The organism is Shinella sp. WSC3-e (assembly GCF_945994535.1).
Lineage (GTDB): Bacteria > Pseudomonadota > Alphaproteobacteria > Rhizobiales > Rhizobiaceae > Shinella > Shinella yambaruensis.
This window is the reverse complement of sequence record NZ_OZ000534.1, coordinates 1-14,657: the sequence shown is the minus strand read 5'-3', so window position 1 is coordinate 14,657 and position 14,657 is coordinate 1. Positions and strand designations below refer to the sequence as shown.

Annotated in this window: 14 protein-coding genes; 6 read left to right on the top strand and 8 right to left on the bottom strand. The window is 58.4% G+C overall.

What is annotated here, in order from left to right:
• The first annotated feature begins 23 nt into the window (after positions 1-23).
• The gene (locus AABF56_RS30585; protein ID WP_272809062.1) at positions 24-1,718 is read left to right on the top strand and encodes an AMP-binding protein; all 1,695 of its coding nucleotides are present in this window, start codon (positions 24-26) and stop codon (positions 1,716-1,718) included.
• Between the two features lie 833 nt (positions 1,719-2,551).
• Here AABF56_RS30585 and AABF56_RS30580 read toward each other — a convergent pair.
• The 6 genes from AABF56_RS30580 to AABF56_RS30555 all read right to left on the bottom strand — a co-directional run bounded on the left by AABF56_RS30580 (position 2,552) and on the right by AABF56_RS30555 (position 7,616).
• Positions 2,552-2,986 (bottom strand): hypothetical protein, encoded by a 435-nt coding sequence (locus tag AABF56_RS30580; RefSeq protein WP_272809061.1) that lies wholly within the window; start codon positions 2,984-2,986, stop codon positions 2,552-2,554.
• Between the two features lie 255 nt (positions 2,987-3,241).
• The gene (locus AABF56_RS30575) at positions 3,242-3,856 is read right to left on the bottom strand and encodes a hypothetical protein (RefSeq protein ID WP_272809060.1); all 615 of its coding nucleotides are present in this window, start codon (positions 3,854-3,856) and stop codon (positions 3,242-3,244) included.
• 3 nt (positions 3,857-3,859) lie between these two features.
• Complete coding sequence (locus AABF56_RS30570; protein ID WP_272809059.1) at positions 3,860-4,363, bottom strand: hypothetical protein; 504 nt, start codon at positions 4,361-4,363, stop codon at positions 3,860-3,862.
• A gap of 49 nt (positions 4,364-4,412) precedes the next feature.
• Positions 4,413-4,985 carry a hypothetical protein gene (locus tag AABF56_RS30565; protein ID WP_272809058.1) on the bottom strand — a complete coding sequence of 191 codons (573 nt, stop codon included), beginning with the start codon at positions 4,983-4,985 and terminating at the stop codon, positions 4,413-4,415.
• On the bottom strand, positions 4,982-6,265 hold the full coding sequence (locus AABF56_RS30560) for a hypothetical protein (protein ID WP_272809057.1): 1,284 nt from the start codon (positions 6,263-6,265) through the stop codon (positions 4,982-4,984). Before AABF56_RS30560 ends, AABF56_RS30565 begins: the two co-directional genes overlap by 4 nt.
• A gap of 412 nt (positions 6,266-6,677) precedes the next feature.
• A complete protein-coding gene (locus AABF56_RS30555) occupies positions 6,678-7,616 on the bottom strand; it encodes a DMT family transporter (RefSeq protein ID WP_272809056.1) in 939 nt (312 codons plus the stop codon).
• A 119-nt stretch (positions 7,617-7,735) separates the two neighbouring features.
• On the opposite strand from AABF56_RS30555, the gene AABF56_RS30550 reads away from it, so the two are divergent.
• Positions 7,736-8,362 carry a CGNR zinc finger domain-containing protein gene (locus tag AABF56_RS30550; protein WP_272809055.1) on the top strand — a complete coding sequence of 209 codons (627 nt, stop codon included), beginning with the start codon at positions 7,736-7,738 and terminating at the stop codon, positions 8,360-8,362.
• A gap of 240 nt (positions 8,363-8,602) precedes the next feature.
• Here the strand turns inward: AABF56_RS30550 and AABF56_RS30545 are convergent, their stop codons facing one another.
• Positions 8,603-9,793, bottom strand: a complete 1,191-nt coding sequence (locus AABF56_RS30545; RefSeq protein ID WP_272809054.1) for an MFS transporter — start codon at positions 9,791-9,793, stop codon at positions 8,603-8,605.
• A gap of 97 nt (positions 9,794-9,890) precedes the next feature.
• On the opposite strand from AABF56_RS30545, the gene AABF56_RS30540 reads away from it, so the two are divergent.
• Entirely contained in the window at positions 9,891-10,970 is a 1,080-nt protein-coding gene (locus AABF56_RS30540) for a GlxA family transcriptional regulator (protein WP_272809053.1), read from the top strand.
• Between the two features lie 15 nt (positions 10,971-10,985).
• Here AABF56_RS30540 and AABF56_RS30535 read toward each other — a convergent pair whose 3' ends face one another.
• Positions 10,986-12,068: a hypothetical protein gene (locus AABF56_RS30535; protein ID WP_272809052.1), complete on the bottom strand. Its 1,083-nt coding sequence runs from the start codon at positions 12,066-12,068 to the stop codon at positions 10,986-10,988.
• Positions 12,069-12,285: 217 nt separating this feature from the next.
• On the opposite strand from AABF56_RS30535, the gene AABF56_RS30530 reads away from it, so the two are divergent.
• The 3 genes from AABF56_RS30530 to AABF56_RS30520 all read left to right on the top strand — a co-directional run bounded on the left by AABF56_RS30530 (position 12,286) and on the right by AABF56_RS30520 (position 14,637).
• A complete protein-coding gene (locus AABF56_RS30530; RefSeq protein ID WP_272809051.1) occupies positions 12,286-12,585 on the top strand; it encodes a hypothetical protein in 300 nt (99 codons plus the stop codon).
• 564 nt (positions 12,586-13,149) lie between these two features.
• The gene (locus AABF56_RS30525) at positions 13,150-13,665 is read left to right on the top strand and encodes a GNAT family N-acetyltransferase (protein WP_336314409.1); all 516 of its coding nucleotides are present in this window, start codon (positions 13,150-13,152) and stop codon (positions 13,663-13,665) included.
• Positions 13,666-13,906: 241 nt separating this feature from the next.
• A protein-coding gene (locus tag AABF56_RS30520; RefSeq protein ID WP_443021287.1) for an IS5 family transposase occupies positions 13,907-14,637 on the top strand; the annotation gives its coding sequence in 2 pieces (ribosomal slippage) (positions 13,907-14,231 and positions 14,231-14,637; 732 coding nt in all).
• Positions 14,638-14,657: the final 20 nt, after the last annotated feature.

Sequence of the window (14,657 nt, the reverse complement as noted above, 5' to 3'; positions counted from 1 at the left end):
CCACCAGAAGGAACGGTTACGCGATGGTCGAAGATCCGCATTTTTCTAAGTTGATGTGTGATCGACCTTGGCTATCCAACTATCCTGAAGGCGTGCCCCACAGCATTGAGTCCCAAGATGTCGCCTCACTGGGCGAGACGTTTCGTCAGACAGTTCGGAAGTACCCCGATCGTCCGGCAGCCATCAGCTTCGGCGCGACGCTGACCTACGCCCAGCTAGGCAATGCTGCCGAGCAAATTGCATCCTGGTTGATCGCTCGGTCAGCCAAGGCGGGCGACCGGATCGCGATCATGATGCCCAACGTCATGGCGTACCCGGCGGTGCTCTACGGTATCTTGATAGCGAGATGCACGGTCGTGGGGATCAATCCATTGTATACCGCCACGGAATTGGCACGGCAGCTCAACGACTCTGGAGCCCGCACTATCTTCGTGCTCGAGAATTTCTCAGGCGTCGTCGAAGAAGCAATGCAGCGCACGTCGCTCGAGACCGTTGTCGTCGCCAAGGCAGGCGATCTGCTCGGCATTCGAGGCATGGCGGTCAACATTGTTGCAAAATGGGTGAAGCGGGCAGTCCCGTCCTACAGATTAGAGGGGCATATTCCGTTCTCGAGCATCACTGGCGGCCGCCAACGGCCGCCCGCGAGAGTTGAACCGAACTTGGATGACATCGCTTTTCTGCAGTATACGGGCGGGACCACCGGATCTCCCAAAGGAGCGATGCTGTCCCATAGGAACGTCGCAACCAACGTAGAACAATCGATCGCATGGTTTGGGCCAATGCTGCGAAAGTATGCTGGCCAGCACGTTATGGTGAGCGCCCTACCCCTCTACCACATTCTGGCGTTGCAGGCGTGTTGCCTATCCATGACGCGGCTGGGTGGCGCCTGTCTCCTGATTGCGAACCCGCGAGATATCACGGGGTTTATCCGCACTCTCAGACGCTCAAAGTTTACGCTCTTCTGCGGATTGAACACCCTCTTCAACGCCCTGTCCAACCACGACGATCTTAAGTCGGTAGACTTCTCGGACGTGCAGTTCTGCAACTCTGGTGGGATGGCAACGCAAGCGGCGGTCGCCGAGCGATGGACGAAGATAACGGGCGCCAGAATCGTCGAGGGGTACGGCCTTTCTGAGACATCGCCCGTGTTGACAGTTAACCCTTGGAATGTCTCCAGCCTCACGGGCACGATCGGGTATCCGGTGCCGTCGACGGACATCTCCATTCGGGATGCGGACGGCAAGCCGGTTGCCCCCGGCCACGCCGGAGAACTTTGCGCCAAAGGCCCGCAAGTGATGATCGGCTACTGGAACCTTCCGGAAGAAACGTCGCGGGCCATGACGCCGGACGGCTTTTTCCGCACAGGGGATATTGCGGTGATGTTGCCAGACGGACAGTTTAAAATAGTCGACCGTCTGAAGGACATGATCCTCGTATCAGGCTTCAACGTCTATCCGACGGAAGTGGAGGAGGTGATAGCGAGTTGTGATGGGGTCTTGGAAGCCGCGGTGATTGGCCTTTCAGACGAGACGTCTGGCGAAAAAGTAGCGGCATTCGTCGTTAGAAAAGATCCGACCCTGACAGAAGAGAAGGTCCGGCAACATTGTCGAGCCTTTCTGACGCCCTACAAGGTGCCGCGTGTGATCGAATTCCGTTCGACACTTCCGAAAAGCAATGTTGGAAAAATCCTTCGGCGGGATCTTCGCAGTAGCTTATAGAGATGGAGTTGATGACAGGTCAATTATTATTACGTGGTTCCGATATTGTCCGTATATACCCTAATTATCGCAGCTACGATTTATGTAGTTATGTTATTATCGTGGCGGAAATTCGCAAAGACGGACGTTGGCTACTTTAGGGCGGCCGCCATAGTTTTTCTGATTGTGCTAGCGATATTTGTATTTCTCTTTTCGGCACTGTATGGTGTTCTTCTGGATAGCACGCGCGGATTACCGCAGTAGCGCCCACAGACTGCTCGTGAACTCGGTCAGGTCTTGAAGCAGCCTTGCGGCGCTTCAAGCCAGGATAGACATTGTCGCGCCCTAGATTAATGCCAACGCAGCGCCTACGTCACGAGCGGACCTATCCGCCCCAAGGCGAATGACTCGGCCGGATCATTTTGTCGCGCACATGCGCTTTAAGGCGATAGTGGCTCAGCAGGGCGACCGACGGTAGCCGGCCGCAATAGCGCCAGTGGTGACGTACGAGGCGTTCCCTCTCGTCGGCGACGGCGTCACTCCACACAGATGCGGACTACTTCGGGAACGCTGGAGACGCTTCGGTCGAAACGTCAGCGCTCTAGTTGGCAGGCTCCGGCCTTCTCGTTTCTGCAAGCGCAACGATTGAGGCAGACAGAAGCACGAATCCAAGTGCCGCGACCCATAGCGGAGCTGCCAACTCTCACCGCCCTTCCGATCGGCGCGAGCAACTTGTCGAGTTGGAGGAGCCGGACGATTTCATCGGCTTCGGTCTGGAGCTCGGCTTGTCTGTCAATTAGGTCCGTGATTGACGTGACTTGCGGGTGCGCGTCCGTCGCAACCGTCATCTCAAATCAGCCGTCAGAAGACCGATTGGCCGCCCAAAACGTGATGATCCCAATGAGTGCAAAAAGGACCCATTGCGGAAGCCCCCAAGCATTCCCAAAGTAGGAAAAGCTGAAAATCAGGCAGATCGCGGACGTGATTAGGAAATGCGATCCAATCATCCACGCCACGGGCAATCGCCAATGGATCCTATATGCTGCAAACAGCGTCGCCACGGCAGCCCCGACCAAAAGGGCTGCCATCTGATACCACAGGACATCCAGGATTCCGGCCGATTCCGAGGGCAGGTTTGCGGCATAGAGAGGGTGCATCACCTCTGGCGTGCCCCCGATCAGATGATAGATAGCGCTAACGGCGCTGATCGCTGAAGCTACGGTAAACGCATAGCGTGCGCCGCGCTTCATCGTAGGTTTGCTGCTTGTAGCACCGGCTTTGAAAGTCATCGCAATCTCCTTTGAATACGGTCTATACGGTAGCGTATAGCATCGGCGCGCGGCGTTGTATACGGTACCGAATAGAGTTTAAAATCGCTCTGAGGCTTGGGAGACTCTGTTGGGCACCACTACGAACAGCGTTCGGGTGGCTCCCGCCGAAGGGGGCTACCATCTCCGGTCTAAGGTCGATGCCGAGTGTTCTCCCTGTAGCGATCATCTGCCAAGGCAACGACCTGGTTGAAAACCATCGTCGATGCCGATCGACTAGCGTTTTTCCCTCGTGAAGGAGAGATAGTAGGGTTGTTCGCCGTCAACCATGAGCGTCGGTCGGACCGAACCTGCGACGTCGGCCGGTATCGTGAACGTCTCGCGTACGATGATCGAATCCTCTGGGCGCCAATTGCCCTGCGAGTGTGAGCCGCACGTTGCAATATTTGCTTGACTGGGTGGATAGATGTCCGGAGCGTGGCCGGTCGTGCTTGCAGCCCACGTTCGACCGCTCGAATCCACAAGGCCTACTTTGCACGCCCCCCAATACTCCTCACGCGTCATGTTGGCGATTCTAGTGACGCTCTTTGCCGATCCGACCCGGACTTTCAAATCGACAATCAGCAGCACGGAGCCGCGGGGAATCGATGTCGATCTTGGTTGTTCATGTCGGGCGACACGGACGAGCATCCAGTCGCTGCCGCCGTACGGTTCTGCGCGACCACTCTCGACGTTACGCTCGATGAGGTGGTTGCCCCACCAAGCCCAGTAGAGACGCTCATAGCCCACCGCGACGGCGGCCAGCGGCAACATGAACGGCAACGCGATCAACGCGCGGCGCCGTGACCTACGTTCGGTGGAGAGTGGATTGCTTTGAGAGCCATCGCGCATCAGTTATTCTGCCTCGAGGGAAATTGCATCGGCGACAGGAAGTCGGCCGTCAGATTGAAGTTCGGCCGGCGTGAGACGGATGCGCGTCTCGCTGTCGAACTCCTTGATCCAGTTCCTCGAGAGCTGAAGGGTCGCGTTGCGGGCCTGGTCGCTGGTAATCTCGAATACGAGCCTGCCTTCGACCGTTTGACCGACGACGAACTCTGTCGGTAGCAAAGACGGGGCACGACGAGACTCGTCAAAGGTGATTGCATCCGGTCCGCTCCATGTCCGCCGATAGAGGGCGACCGGGTGACGGTTCGCGGTGACGGTCACGGTGACCACCGCCCATAACCCGCCTGTTGTGAGAAGGCGCTCTTTTCCTTTATGTGTCAGCCTTAGGTTGCGTGCGAGCGCCACGTCGCCAACCAGGACGTTGAAGTCTCTAGAGCGAACCTGTTCGTCGACGCGGCCTTGGACCGGGATGGTTCGGACAACATCGACATAGCTCGGCTTCGTCGTCTGCATGGCGTAGCAACAGACAGCAGCCAGCGCGAGTGCGCCACCATTTGCAATGCTAAGGCGAAGCACGGTCCCCCCAATCGTTAGATACGTCGATGGTCATGCGACCAATGGGGGCATTGTTGAACCACCCCGGAAGGCCTCTAAGGTTGTCGGCCGATTTGAAGGTCTTGGCATTGACAATGAAGGAGGTCGGGCCATTCGCCCTGTGGTCGAGCCACACGAAAGCGACAGCTTCTCGGATCGATGGGTGCAATGCCGGCGTGATGTTGTCCAAGCTGTCACGAAGGAGAACGACGATCGGTGGGGGCGCGTTCACCTCTATGCCAGCGACGGGAGCAAACAGCGCCAGATAGTCGCTTGAGGTGTTCGCAGTCCGATTGGTCAAAACTACCTCGAGAACCAGTGCAGGTTTGCCGCGAGGATCGAAACCGGCGATCGGCTCGACAGACGTATAAGCCTTCAGCGGCAAAATCTGCCACTGCCCCGTCTGAAAAGGTCGGCGAGGATCGATTTCCGGCAAAGGTTGCGGCCTGCTGCCATAGGCAGCGATCGCGATCCCAACCGAAGCGACGAGGACAGAGATTGTCCACCTGGCCAGCCTTCGGCGAACCGTTACCTTGGTCATTGCCTGCCCCGCGCGGTGCGGTCCGCTCCGAGGCGAAAGGCAGTCTCGATCACGGCAGCGAGAAAAGCGATGCGCAGGGGTTCGACCAAAATGGAAAGGGAGGAGTCCTGAAAACGGTTACCGATGAACAGGGAGATCGCATCTGGCAGCACGTCCCAGGCAACATCGCTCTGTTGTCCTATGGCCCGTACTGTCAACAGCCACGCCCAGGCTGCCGCCCAATCGATCGCCCGGTATCCGACAATCAACACGCAGATCAGGATTGCACCGGAGGCGAAGGTCAATCGGACGCCATTGGCGATTGGTACGTATCGATTTCGATAGCCCGCGAAGAAACTGCCGAAAAAGTCTCGCAGAAACGCGGGCAGGCGCTCATATCGATGCCTCCAGCGACCCGCATCGGCATCGTCGGCCCGCCCATGGCGCTTGAAATCGAAGCCATAGATGATCGCCGCGAGAACCATCCACACCAGTGGCAGCGCTATGTACCAGAATAGCGATAGAAGCGTCTCTGGCAGGCTGCGCCGCAGATACTCGACCGGCATTTGCGTGGCTGCCTGCGCCTGCGCCACGATACCCCGTGCAACTCCGTGCAAAATGCTCCACAGCCCTCCGCTTCCGAGCCATGCGATGAACGGCTCCTTCCATTTGCTCAAAACAAATAGGCCGACGAAGACCCAGCTTGTCTCGCAAACGACGATGACGATTTGAATGAATGCCGATCGACGTTTGATCCGCTTAGCGATCAGGCGGACCACCCAGGCGATCGCCACAGCGAACGCCAGCCAACGGGAATCGATGACATTCAGAACATTTCCGCTCTGACCAAGAGGCGCCATATCCAATGCTAGCCGGGAATACTGGCGGACTATGTCGCCGAGGAAACCCCAAGCAGCGTAGTAGGCGAAGAACGGCAATAGAGCGACGCTCAGCACGGCCGAAAAACGTCGGTCCTCAACCCTCTTGGCTCCGTCGCCGGCGGCATCTTGAGCAGCCCGGATCGAGGGAAGGGCCGGCCTCAGTATCTCGAACATCGCAACGGTTGTCACGAGTTGGGCCAGGACGACGAAAGTTAGGCCGATCAATCCGGCGAAGGGTTCGACCAGAGCGATTTTTGCCGAAACGAGCGTGAGAACATTGACCGCAACAATCCCGATAGTGACCACGGCAAGGAGCTGCGGCCAGAACCGACGGAGGAGGCAGTACGTCACTACGAATGGTTCGGTCAGTGCGGGTAGCACTGGCCCGGATCGCGAGATCGGAAAATCGGGGGTCGGCATCTGAGTAAGCCCCCCTCTGAGCCTCCAGCAGAATTATTGCGATACGGAAGCGTATAGAGTGGAATTATCAGATCGATACGGTACTGTATAGAGCTTGTCCGCAGGCCGACTTCTGTCCGGTTCGCCCGAGCTTATCCGAGCCGAGTTGCGGCGGTGAGCGCTTTGCGGGACCATCTGCGGCATGAGTAGCAGCGGAACCGACGGCCTCCTCAAGCCCCGAGCTACGGGTCCGGATTTCGTAGAGTTGCCGTAAAATCGGCAAATCTCTTGAGGAGCGGATTCAGGTTGTCCCGCTGCCGACACATGCCGACGCGCCACGATGCCGCCTCGCCATGAAGCGGGTGGCTAGGGCTCGTAGCTTTGACCGTGAGAGTTCACTCGGCTGTGGCGTGCGAGCGCTGACTTGCTTCCGTCAAATCGGCTTCGCCTCGGTTGCCGTGTGTTCTGGGCCTGGTTCATGCATTGCGAGATACGCCGCAACAAGCATCACCACCATGGCAACCACGTCGACCAGCGTGACCTGTTCGCCGTAGGTGACAATACCGAGCAGGACTGCAATCACCGGCGACACGAAGGCATATGACCCGGCGCGCGAAGCACCGACATCCCGAAGAAGCCGCATGAAAAGCGTGTAGCCGATCAGAGACCCAAATAGCACGAGAAATAGCCAGCCAGCCCAAGCCGCCCAACCCCAGTTGCCATGTAGCGCCGAAATGGCGCCCGGTTCGATGGCGAGGGACGCGACAATGAGCACCAGGCCACCGAACAGCGTCGTCCATCCCGCGAGGAAACCGGCCGAGTAAGTTGCTAAAAGCGGCCGAGCAAGCACCGAGCCCCACGCATAGATCACTGCGGCCGATGCTACCGCAAAAGCCGCGACGAGCCGCACGGTGGCGTTATCGTCCCCGTCCAGCCTCCAGCCCGCATAGGCTTCCGGGCCGAAGAGAATGCAAAGTCCCGCGACACCTAGCGCGATTGCGAATAGTCTGCGTCCGTTGAATCGCTCGTCCCGGAGGAGAAGCGCAAAACATAGGAGCGCTATGGGCGTCAACGACAGCTCAAGCACCGCGGCCATGCCGGAATCCACATAGAGCATGCCCCAAAAGAGAGGTCCGTAGCACAGGGGGATCATCAGCAAGGTGACGAAGCACAGTCTCGGCCAATCATCTCGGCTTACGCGCGGCAGTGAGGTCTGAAGCCGTAATCCTGCTAAAATCAGCGCGCCGGCAACGGAAAAGCGCGTACCGGCGAACATCAGCGGCGGCACTGCGGCAACGCCGGCCTTAATGCCGATCCATGTTTTCCCCCAAATCAGGCACAGGACAAGAAATTTCACTGCGTTGCGATTCATGGGGCCGCTCCCTCCTGACCGACACGGCCCAAATGTGTAACGCCTTAATAAACGTTATCCCGTTACAGCGCCATCTTGTCAATTCGGTTCCATCAGCCGATCTTTCAACAATGGAAGACATGAAGACAGTTGCCGAAATGCGGATGGTGGGCGGACACCCTTGCCTTGACTTCGTCAACACCGTCGACTCTCGTGGCGACCGTTGGGGGCCCGATCTTCTGGTCGCCTATGCCGATCTCGTGGCATGGGCGCTGCGCGCGGAAGTAATTGACGGTATCTTTGGGCGTGCGCTGCTGGCCGAGGCCTTGCGCCATCCCGATAAGGCCAAGGAGGCGCTCGAATTTGCGAGGGAGTTGCGCGAAGCGCTCTACTCCGTGCTCCGGGCGGAGGCCACAGGCGCCCTTGTTCCGAAAGCCGCATTGAGCACGGTCGCCGAGGCCGTGCATCTCGCCCTTCCGATGCGAATGCTCGCCTGTGACGGCGATGGGCTGAAATGGGCGTGGGTCGAGGCAGACAACCTGGATGCCATAGCGCACCGCCTGGCCTTCGAGGGCGCCGATTTCCTGACAGGTCGCGAGGGCCGCCGAGCCGTACGTGAATGCCCCGGCCCGAACTGCGGCTGGCTTTTCTTGGATACCTCTCGAGGCGGGCATCGGCGGTGGTGTTCGGATGCGAGTTGCGGCACCCGAAGCCGAGTAGAACGGTTCAGGTTAAAGCCTGTGGTGGCGAAAGGTGGCAAATCATGAGCTCCATTTCTCGCTGAAATGGTGACTTGTGTTGCACGATCATATCGGGCTCGCACGCGACGACCGCCACGTCGAGCCGGTAAACACGACGTTTCATCCTCCTGGGTATCCTCGCCTGGAACAGACGGTATTCCAGTAGGCTATGGCGCTACGACGAGATTGAGGCCGGAGGCCCGGAATGCCTGCATGCCAGCGGTCCTCACGGCATGGCAGAGATGATCCACGCCGCCGCCGCATTCGCTAACCACCTCTTCGCCTGAGCAGCATGATCGCCAAAATTGCGCCCGCGACGGTCACAACGGCCCCGATCAGAGGAAGTGAGGGAAGCCCCATGCTGCCCTTGATGATCTCGCCGCCAGTCCATGCTGCCAGCGCAGCAGCGGCCTGAAAGCCGGAGGCGTTGATGGCGATCCCAAGTGTCGGCGCCTCCTGAGCAGCAATCAGAACCTTGGTCTGCATTCCGGGGATGATGGCGAAGGCAAGCGCCCCGATCACGAATATCATCAATAGCGCGGCAAACTGGATGGCGCCGATGAGCCAGAACAACGCAAGCGCAACGGCGAGGCCGAACAGCAGACCTATCATGGACGGCATCAATGCCCGATCCGACAGCCATCCACCGACAAGGTTTCCCAGCGTTGCGCCCACGCCGTAGAGCAAAAGCAGCGCCGGCACGCTTTCGTGAGAAAAGCCGCTGATGTTGGTTAGAAGTGGCGCGAGATAGACAAAAGCCATCAAAACGCCTGCGTTCCCCACGGCAGTCGTGGCGAGCGCAAGCTGTAGATCGCGATTTTTGAGAACGCGAAGCTCGCGGGCAATCGACCCCGGGGTATTGGTTCTTCGAACCGGCACCAGTTTTATGAGAAACGCCACCGCTATGGCGGCAAGAATTGCGATAGCGATGAAGGTCGAGCGCCAGCCGAACTGCTGGCCGATCAATGTTCCAAGCGGTGCGCCGAGGATCATCGCCAGATTGAAGCCGAACGCGACTTTCGCGATGGCCGATGCCTGTTTGCCGGGTGCGGCAAGCGACGCCGCGACGACAATCGCCAACGCAAAGAAAGTGCCCACGACCGATCCGCCCAGGAGCCGCGCCGCAAGCAGGCTGCTGTAGGTCGGGGCAATCGCGGCGAATGCGTTTCCCGCAGCGAACACGAGGAGGAGCGCCACCATCAACGGTTTGCGCGGGACGGAGACCGTCAGCAGCGTTACCAGGGGACCGCCTACGATCATTCCGATTGCATAGGCGGTTACAAGATGGCCTGCCGCTGGAACTGAAACCCCTAGGCCCGCTGCAACCTGCGGCAGGATGCCCGCAATAACGAACTCCGCTGTCGTAACCGAAAAGGCGCAGAGCGTGAGTGTCAGGATCGACAACAGCCCCAGTGGCAGTCTCTGATCCTTGGTAATGCTTACCGTATCTGTATCCATTCTGGCGTCGTCCTCGAAACGTTTTCAAGGAAACTACCCAAACGGCGCATTGTCATATATGACATGGACCCCTCGTTCTCTGCCAAAGGAGGCGCGCGTGGTCCGACGCACCATCGGTTTCGTTCTGTTCGATCAGGCGCTGTCGTTGAACCTCAACGGCCCGGCGGAAGCCTTCAGCGTTGCAAATCATGTGCTCTCGCAGCTCGAAGGGCGATACGATCTCGTTTTCCTCTCGGAGGCCGGAGGGCTGGTGCGGACAAGCTGCGGCTTGTCTGTCGCTACGCAAAGTCTGGAATCGCTCGATCCGAACACGCTTGACACGCTCGTCGTGATTGGCGGCTTGAACGCCTGGGCGTTCACCGCCGATGCGCCGCTTGTTCAATGGATCTACAAGGTATCGACGACCGCGCGGCGCACTTGCAGCATTTGCAACGGCGCTTTTCTTCTCGCTGCGGCCGGGCTGCTCGACGGACACCGCGCCGTGACGCATTGGTGCGAAGTCGAGCGCCTAAAGGCCAAGCACCCAAACGTGCTCGTCGAACTCGATCCCATCTATCTGCGAGACGGTGCGATCTGGACCTCGGCGGGAATGACGGCCGGCATCGACCTCGCGCTCGCCCTTATCGAGGACGATCATGGCCGGCGAGTCAGTCTGGCCGTGGCGAAGGAACTGGTGGTTTTCCTCCATAGGCCGGGCGGACAGGCGCAGTTCAACAGCGCGCTCGACGCGCAAACCCGCCTCGGCACTACCCCTCCGGCCGCCAAGCTTGCCGATCTTCCGACATGGATCATGAACAATCTGAACGCCGATCTCAGCGTTGATGGGCTGGCAAAGGTCGTAGGAATGAGTCAGAGGACTTTTGCCCGCAACTTTTCACGATGGCACGGTGGCACACCCGCGAGACTCGTCCAGGAACTGCGCGTCGAAGCTGCTTGCCGCCATCTGGAGAACGGAGACAGCGACATCAAGCGCATAGCGGACATATGCGGATTTGGTGATGAAGAGCGGATGCGGCGTGCATTTGTCCGCCGCCTCGCTATCCCACCTAGCGCCTACAGAGAGCGGTTTGGTCGCCCGATACCCGCCCATTCTGCGGAGATTGGTCTCAAGCGAGCGACTGCCGAAGCGTCCAATCACCCCCGCGTTGTCCGCGATCTTGCTGCGCAAGCCGGATAGTCGATCGGAATGTTACTAAATTTTTCGGACTGAACCGCCGTTCGAGCTAGGCGGCCCCAAATGTGCAACGCTGGTCGGCACCTTCACGGCTATGTCACGCTGCTCCAGCGCCTGAACGATATGTTCGATCGAGATGACTTGCTCGATATGGTGGACGCCAGGCGCCAATGCGATTTTTCCGAGCTGATCAACGAGCAGTGCTGCGACATAGGCTGTGATATCGGCCTCGCAGCGACCCATCAATAACAATTCGAGGGTGACAGGCTCACCCCTGTGCCGTCCATGGACTTCGACGACGAGAGACACCCGATCGCTGCCGAGATGCACGAGGCGCATCAGCCGTTTCGCGATCCCCCTCAACCGCGGACGTACAGCAACAAACCGCATCATGCGCAGTATGGGACCGCTCTGCCAAGGCGGATCGAACGCCAATAGTGTTGTGGCTCCATTCAGGCCCAGCGTTCGCCTCACGACGTGTTGATCGGCAAACTCAAGAGGAAGGGCCGGGGCGTTGCGGCGTGGTGTTCCAAAGGCGATGTCCACAAAAGGCGCGCTTTGCGCCTCGGGTAAGGCGACCTGCGCGAACGTCCAGTCGAGAGCCACGGGTCCGTGCATATCACCGACGCCTAGAACAACGCCGATGCGCGCGGTCTCGGGCTGATCCATCTGAACCGCACAAGCCTTTACGAGTAGATTGGTCAAGCCCGGTGCCAAGCCAACTGAAAGGATCGCGCTGCCACCTCGTTCAAGCGCCAGAAGGTTAAGTTGCTCGACGTCGCGAAAAAATGAATCGCTTGCGGTAACGTCGACATAGATCAGGCCACGCTCGAGAACAAACTTGGGAAAATCGACTGCTTGTTGATCAACGCATACTATCACGGTGCCAATATCCGCGACCGCCGCGTCCCAGGTCTCGGAACATGACAGGTCGATATGAGCCGCCTCGCACCTCAGTTCCGAAGCCGCAATCGCCGCCTTGCTAAAGTCTCTGCCAGCAAGGCGAATGGACCGATGGCCAAGGCCATGCAGATCTGCGGCGATCCGCCGCCCGACATGGCCGTAGCCTCCCACGATCAAGATTGTTGACGACCTTGCCACCCCGGCAAACTCCTTTCGCGTACGTCCGAAAGCCAGCCTGCTTGCGACACACGCCGACCCTCAGCCCCATCTAAAGGGGCACTTGATGTCAATATACGCTACCGTATAGAATTACCAATAGGGTGTCAGGCGAGCTGACCCCAGAATGTTCACGGTGGACGCCAATCGCGTGGTCGCAGATAGCTGAGGGCAATAAGTGGGCGCTTGGGGAGTGGGATTGTTCCAGGATGACACCGCCTGCGAAGTACGCGATGCTTTCGTGGACTTGATCGCCGACGGATTCTCCGACGAGGAAGCAACGGCGGAGCTTGTACGACAATGGGGCACGCCTGGGTTCGATCCAGACGAGTATTCAATTTTTTGGATCGCACTGGCGGCAACCCAGTTTAGCAACGGTCGACTTGTTGCGGACGTTCGCCAGAGGGCGATCGACATCATCGACGCCGGCGAAGAGCCCCAGCGATTTTTGACCAACCGAAACTCCGCTCGAAACGTCAATCCGTGCTCAGAGATCTGAAGGCACGATTGCTAGGGCCCCAACGCAAGCCGCGCCGCATCGTGCGGCGAGTGGTGCATACGAACAAATGGGACGTCGGCAGCGTGCTTTCCTATCGACTGAAAACAGGTCGCATAGCTCTGTTTCGAGTGACGGGCCATCACATCGACAAAGGCGGAAAGCATGCCTGGGTCGAAATCCTGGAAGGCGTTTACGACTCGGTTCCGAGCGAGATGACGATTGCTTTGACCCGCGCGCGGCGGAACCGGCAGGGGCTTCACTTTCGCCTGTTCATACAACCTGAGTACGAGCTTAGTGAGCGTCTCATCTTGACTGATCGAGGGCGATCCTTCTTCGCATCAATCGCACAACGACTTCGCGATAGATCCCTTTTGCCTGGACACTACAGCCGGATCGTCACTCAACGAGGAATCGATGACGAATTGTCATCGTCTCTCGGGCTGGCTTAGCTATGCTCGAAAGGAGCGCGCTGTCGTTTCGGAGATCATCGCGGTAACTGTCGGAACTGAGTTTGCAGATCTAGCGTCGCCCCGAGTGTGTGGATTGGAGGAAGCTGCTGTTTTGATGACTGTGTTCACGATGAGCGATTACCGATTTCGCAGAATGCTGATAGATGACCTGCCGATGGTCCAACGATGGGTCGAGACGCCTGCCGTTCGGCAATGGTGGGTCGATGCTAATGGCCATCCCTCTTCAATCGATAAGCATGATCTGAGCAACACAAATGTCGCGATGTGGATCGTATCCTACCGAGGAGCGGCATTTGCGTTCATCCAGGACTACGATCCTCACGCTTGGGCCGGTCACCATTTTAGTCATCTGCCGCCGGGGGCACGTGGCATCGACCAGTTCATCGGCGTGCCAGATATGATCGGTCGAGGTCATGGCTCGGCATTCATCCGATCTCACGTCGATCTATTGTTTTCACGCGGCGTACCGTCAGTCGGAACCGACCCTCATCCCACCAACACCCGCGCAATTCACAGTTACGAGAAGGCCGGCTTCGTACCTTTTAGAGAAAGCATGACCGAGTGGGGCAACTGCCTCCTCATGGAGCGCCATGCGAACGATGGCCCGTAATTGCGAAAGGAGACCGCCGAGTGCGTCAGGCGCAGCAGCGGGCCACCGGACAATTTCTCACGGTCGGGGGAAGGCCACCTGGCATTGATTTCTCGGTTCCCGCCTGGAAGTTGCCCCCTTCGTCGGTGCCGACCAGCATGATAGGGGCGGCGGTGAGAGCTCTTGCCCATGCTGCTAGGGTCAGGACCCATTGATTTGAACTGACGGCTGTGATTCAGATGGGCGTATAGGAGCCCGACTGATGAGTAATTTGTTTTGGCTGACGGACGAGCAAATGGCTCGTCTTCAGCCCTATTTCCCCAAGAGCCATGGCCGCCAGCGCGTTGATGATCGACGCGTTCTGAGCGGCATCATCTTCGTCAACCGCAACGGGCTGCGTTCGCGTGATGCGCCGAAGGAATATGGCCCGGCGAAGACGCTTTATAACCGCTGGAAACGCTGGGGCGACAAGGGCGTATTTATCCAGATGATGGAAGGTCTGGCCGTGCCTGAAGCCGCAGAGCACAAGACCATCATGATCGATGCGACCTATCTCAAGGCCCACCGCACGGCTTCCAGCTTGCGGGTAAAAAAGGGGGCGCGGGCCGCCTGATTGGACGCACGAAAGGCGGCATGAACACCAAGCTTCATGCCGTAACGGATGCGAGTGGTCGCCCGATCAGCTTCTTCATAACGGCAGGCCAGGTCAGCGATTACACCGGTGCTGCCGCCTTGCTTGATGAACTTCCCAAGGCCAAATGGTTGCTGGCCGACCGTGGCTATGATGCCGACTGGTATCGTGACGCTTTACAGGCGAAGGGGATCACTCCCTGCATTCCAGGTCGAAAATCCCGCAAGAAGACCATCAAATACGACAAACGCCGCTACAAACGGCGCAACCGGATCGAGATCATGTTCGGGCGTCTCAAAGACAAGCGCGCCCACCTATATCCAACATGCAGAAAACGACTGAAGTATTCCTCGGTTCGATAGGGAAACCTGCCTCCTTCCGG

What these genes read in the sequence shown, in the direction of transcription:
- AABF56_RS30575 (WP_272809060.1), bottom strand. Translation starts at nt 3,856, where the DNA reads ATGCGCGATGGCTCTCAAAGCAATCCACTCTCCACCGAACGTAGGTCA.
- AABF56_RS30525 (WP_336314409.1), top strand. Translation starts at nt 13,150, where the DNA reads ATGACTGTGTTCACGATGAGCGATTACCGATTTCGCAGAATGCTGATA.
- AABF56_RS30550 (WP_272809055.1), top strand. Translation starts at nt 7,736, where the DNA reads ATGAAGACAGTTGCCGAAATGCGGATGGTGGGCGGACACCCTTGCCTT.
- AABF56_RS30565 (WP_272809058.1), bottom strand. Translation starts at nt 4,985, where the DNA reads ATGACCAAGGTAACGGTTCGCCGAAGGCTGGCCAGGTGGACAATCTCT.
- AABF56_RS30555 (WP_272809056.1), bottom strand. Translation starts at nt 7,616, where the DNA reads ATGAATCGCAACGCAGTGAAATTTCTTGTCCTGTGCCTGATTTGGGGG.
- AABF56_RS30570 (WP_272809059.1), bottom strand. Translation starts at nt 4,363, where the DNA reads ATGCAGACGACGAAGCCGAGCTATGTCGATGTTGTCCGAACCATCCCG.
- AABF56_RS30585 (WP_272809062.1), top strand. Translation starts at nt 24, where the DNA reads ATGGTCGAAGATCCGCATTTTTCTAAGTTGATGTGTGATCGACCTTGG.
- AABF56_RS30560 (WP_272809057.1), bottom strand. Translation starts at nt 6,265, where the DNA reads ATGCCGACCCCCGATTTTCCGATCTCGCGATCCGGGCCAGTGCTACCC.
- AABF56_RS30545 (WP_272809054.1), bottom strand. Translation starts at nt 9,793, where the DNA reads ATGGATACAGATACGGTAAGCATTACCAAGGATCAGAGACTGCCACTG.
- AABF56_RS30580 (WP_272809061.1), bottom strand. Translation starts at nt 2,986, where the DNA reads ATGACTTTCAAAGCCGGTGCTACAAGCAGCAAACCTACGATGAAGCGC.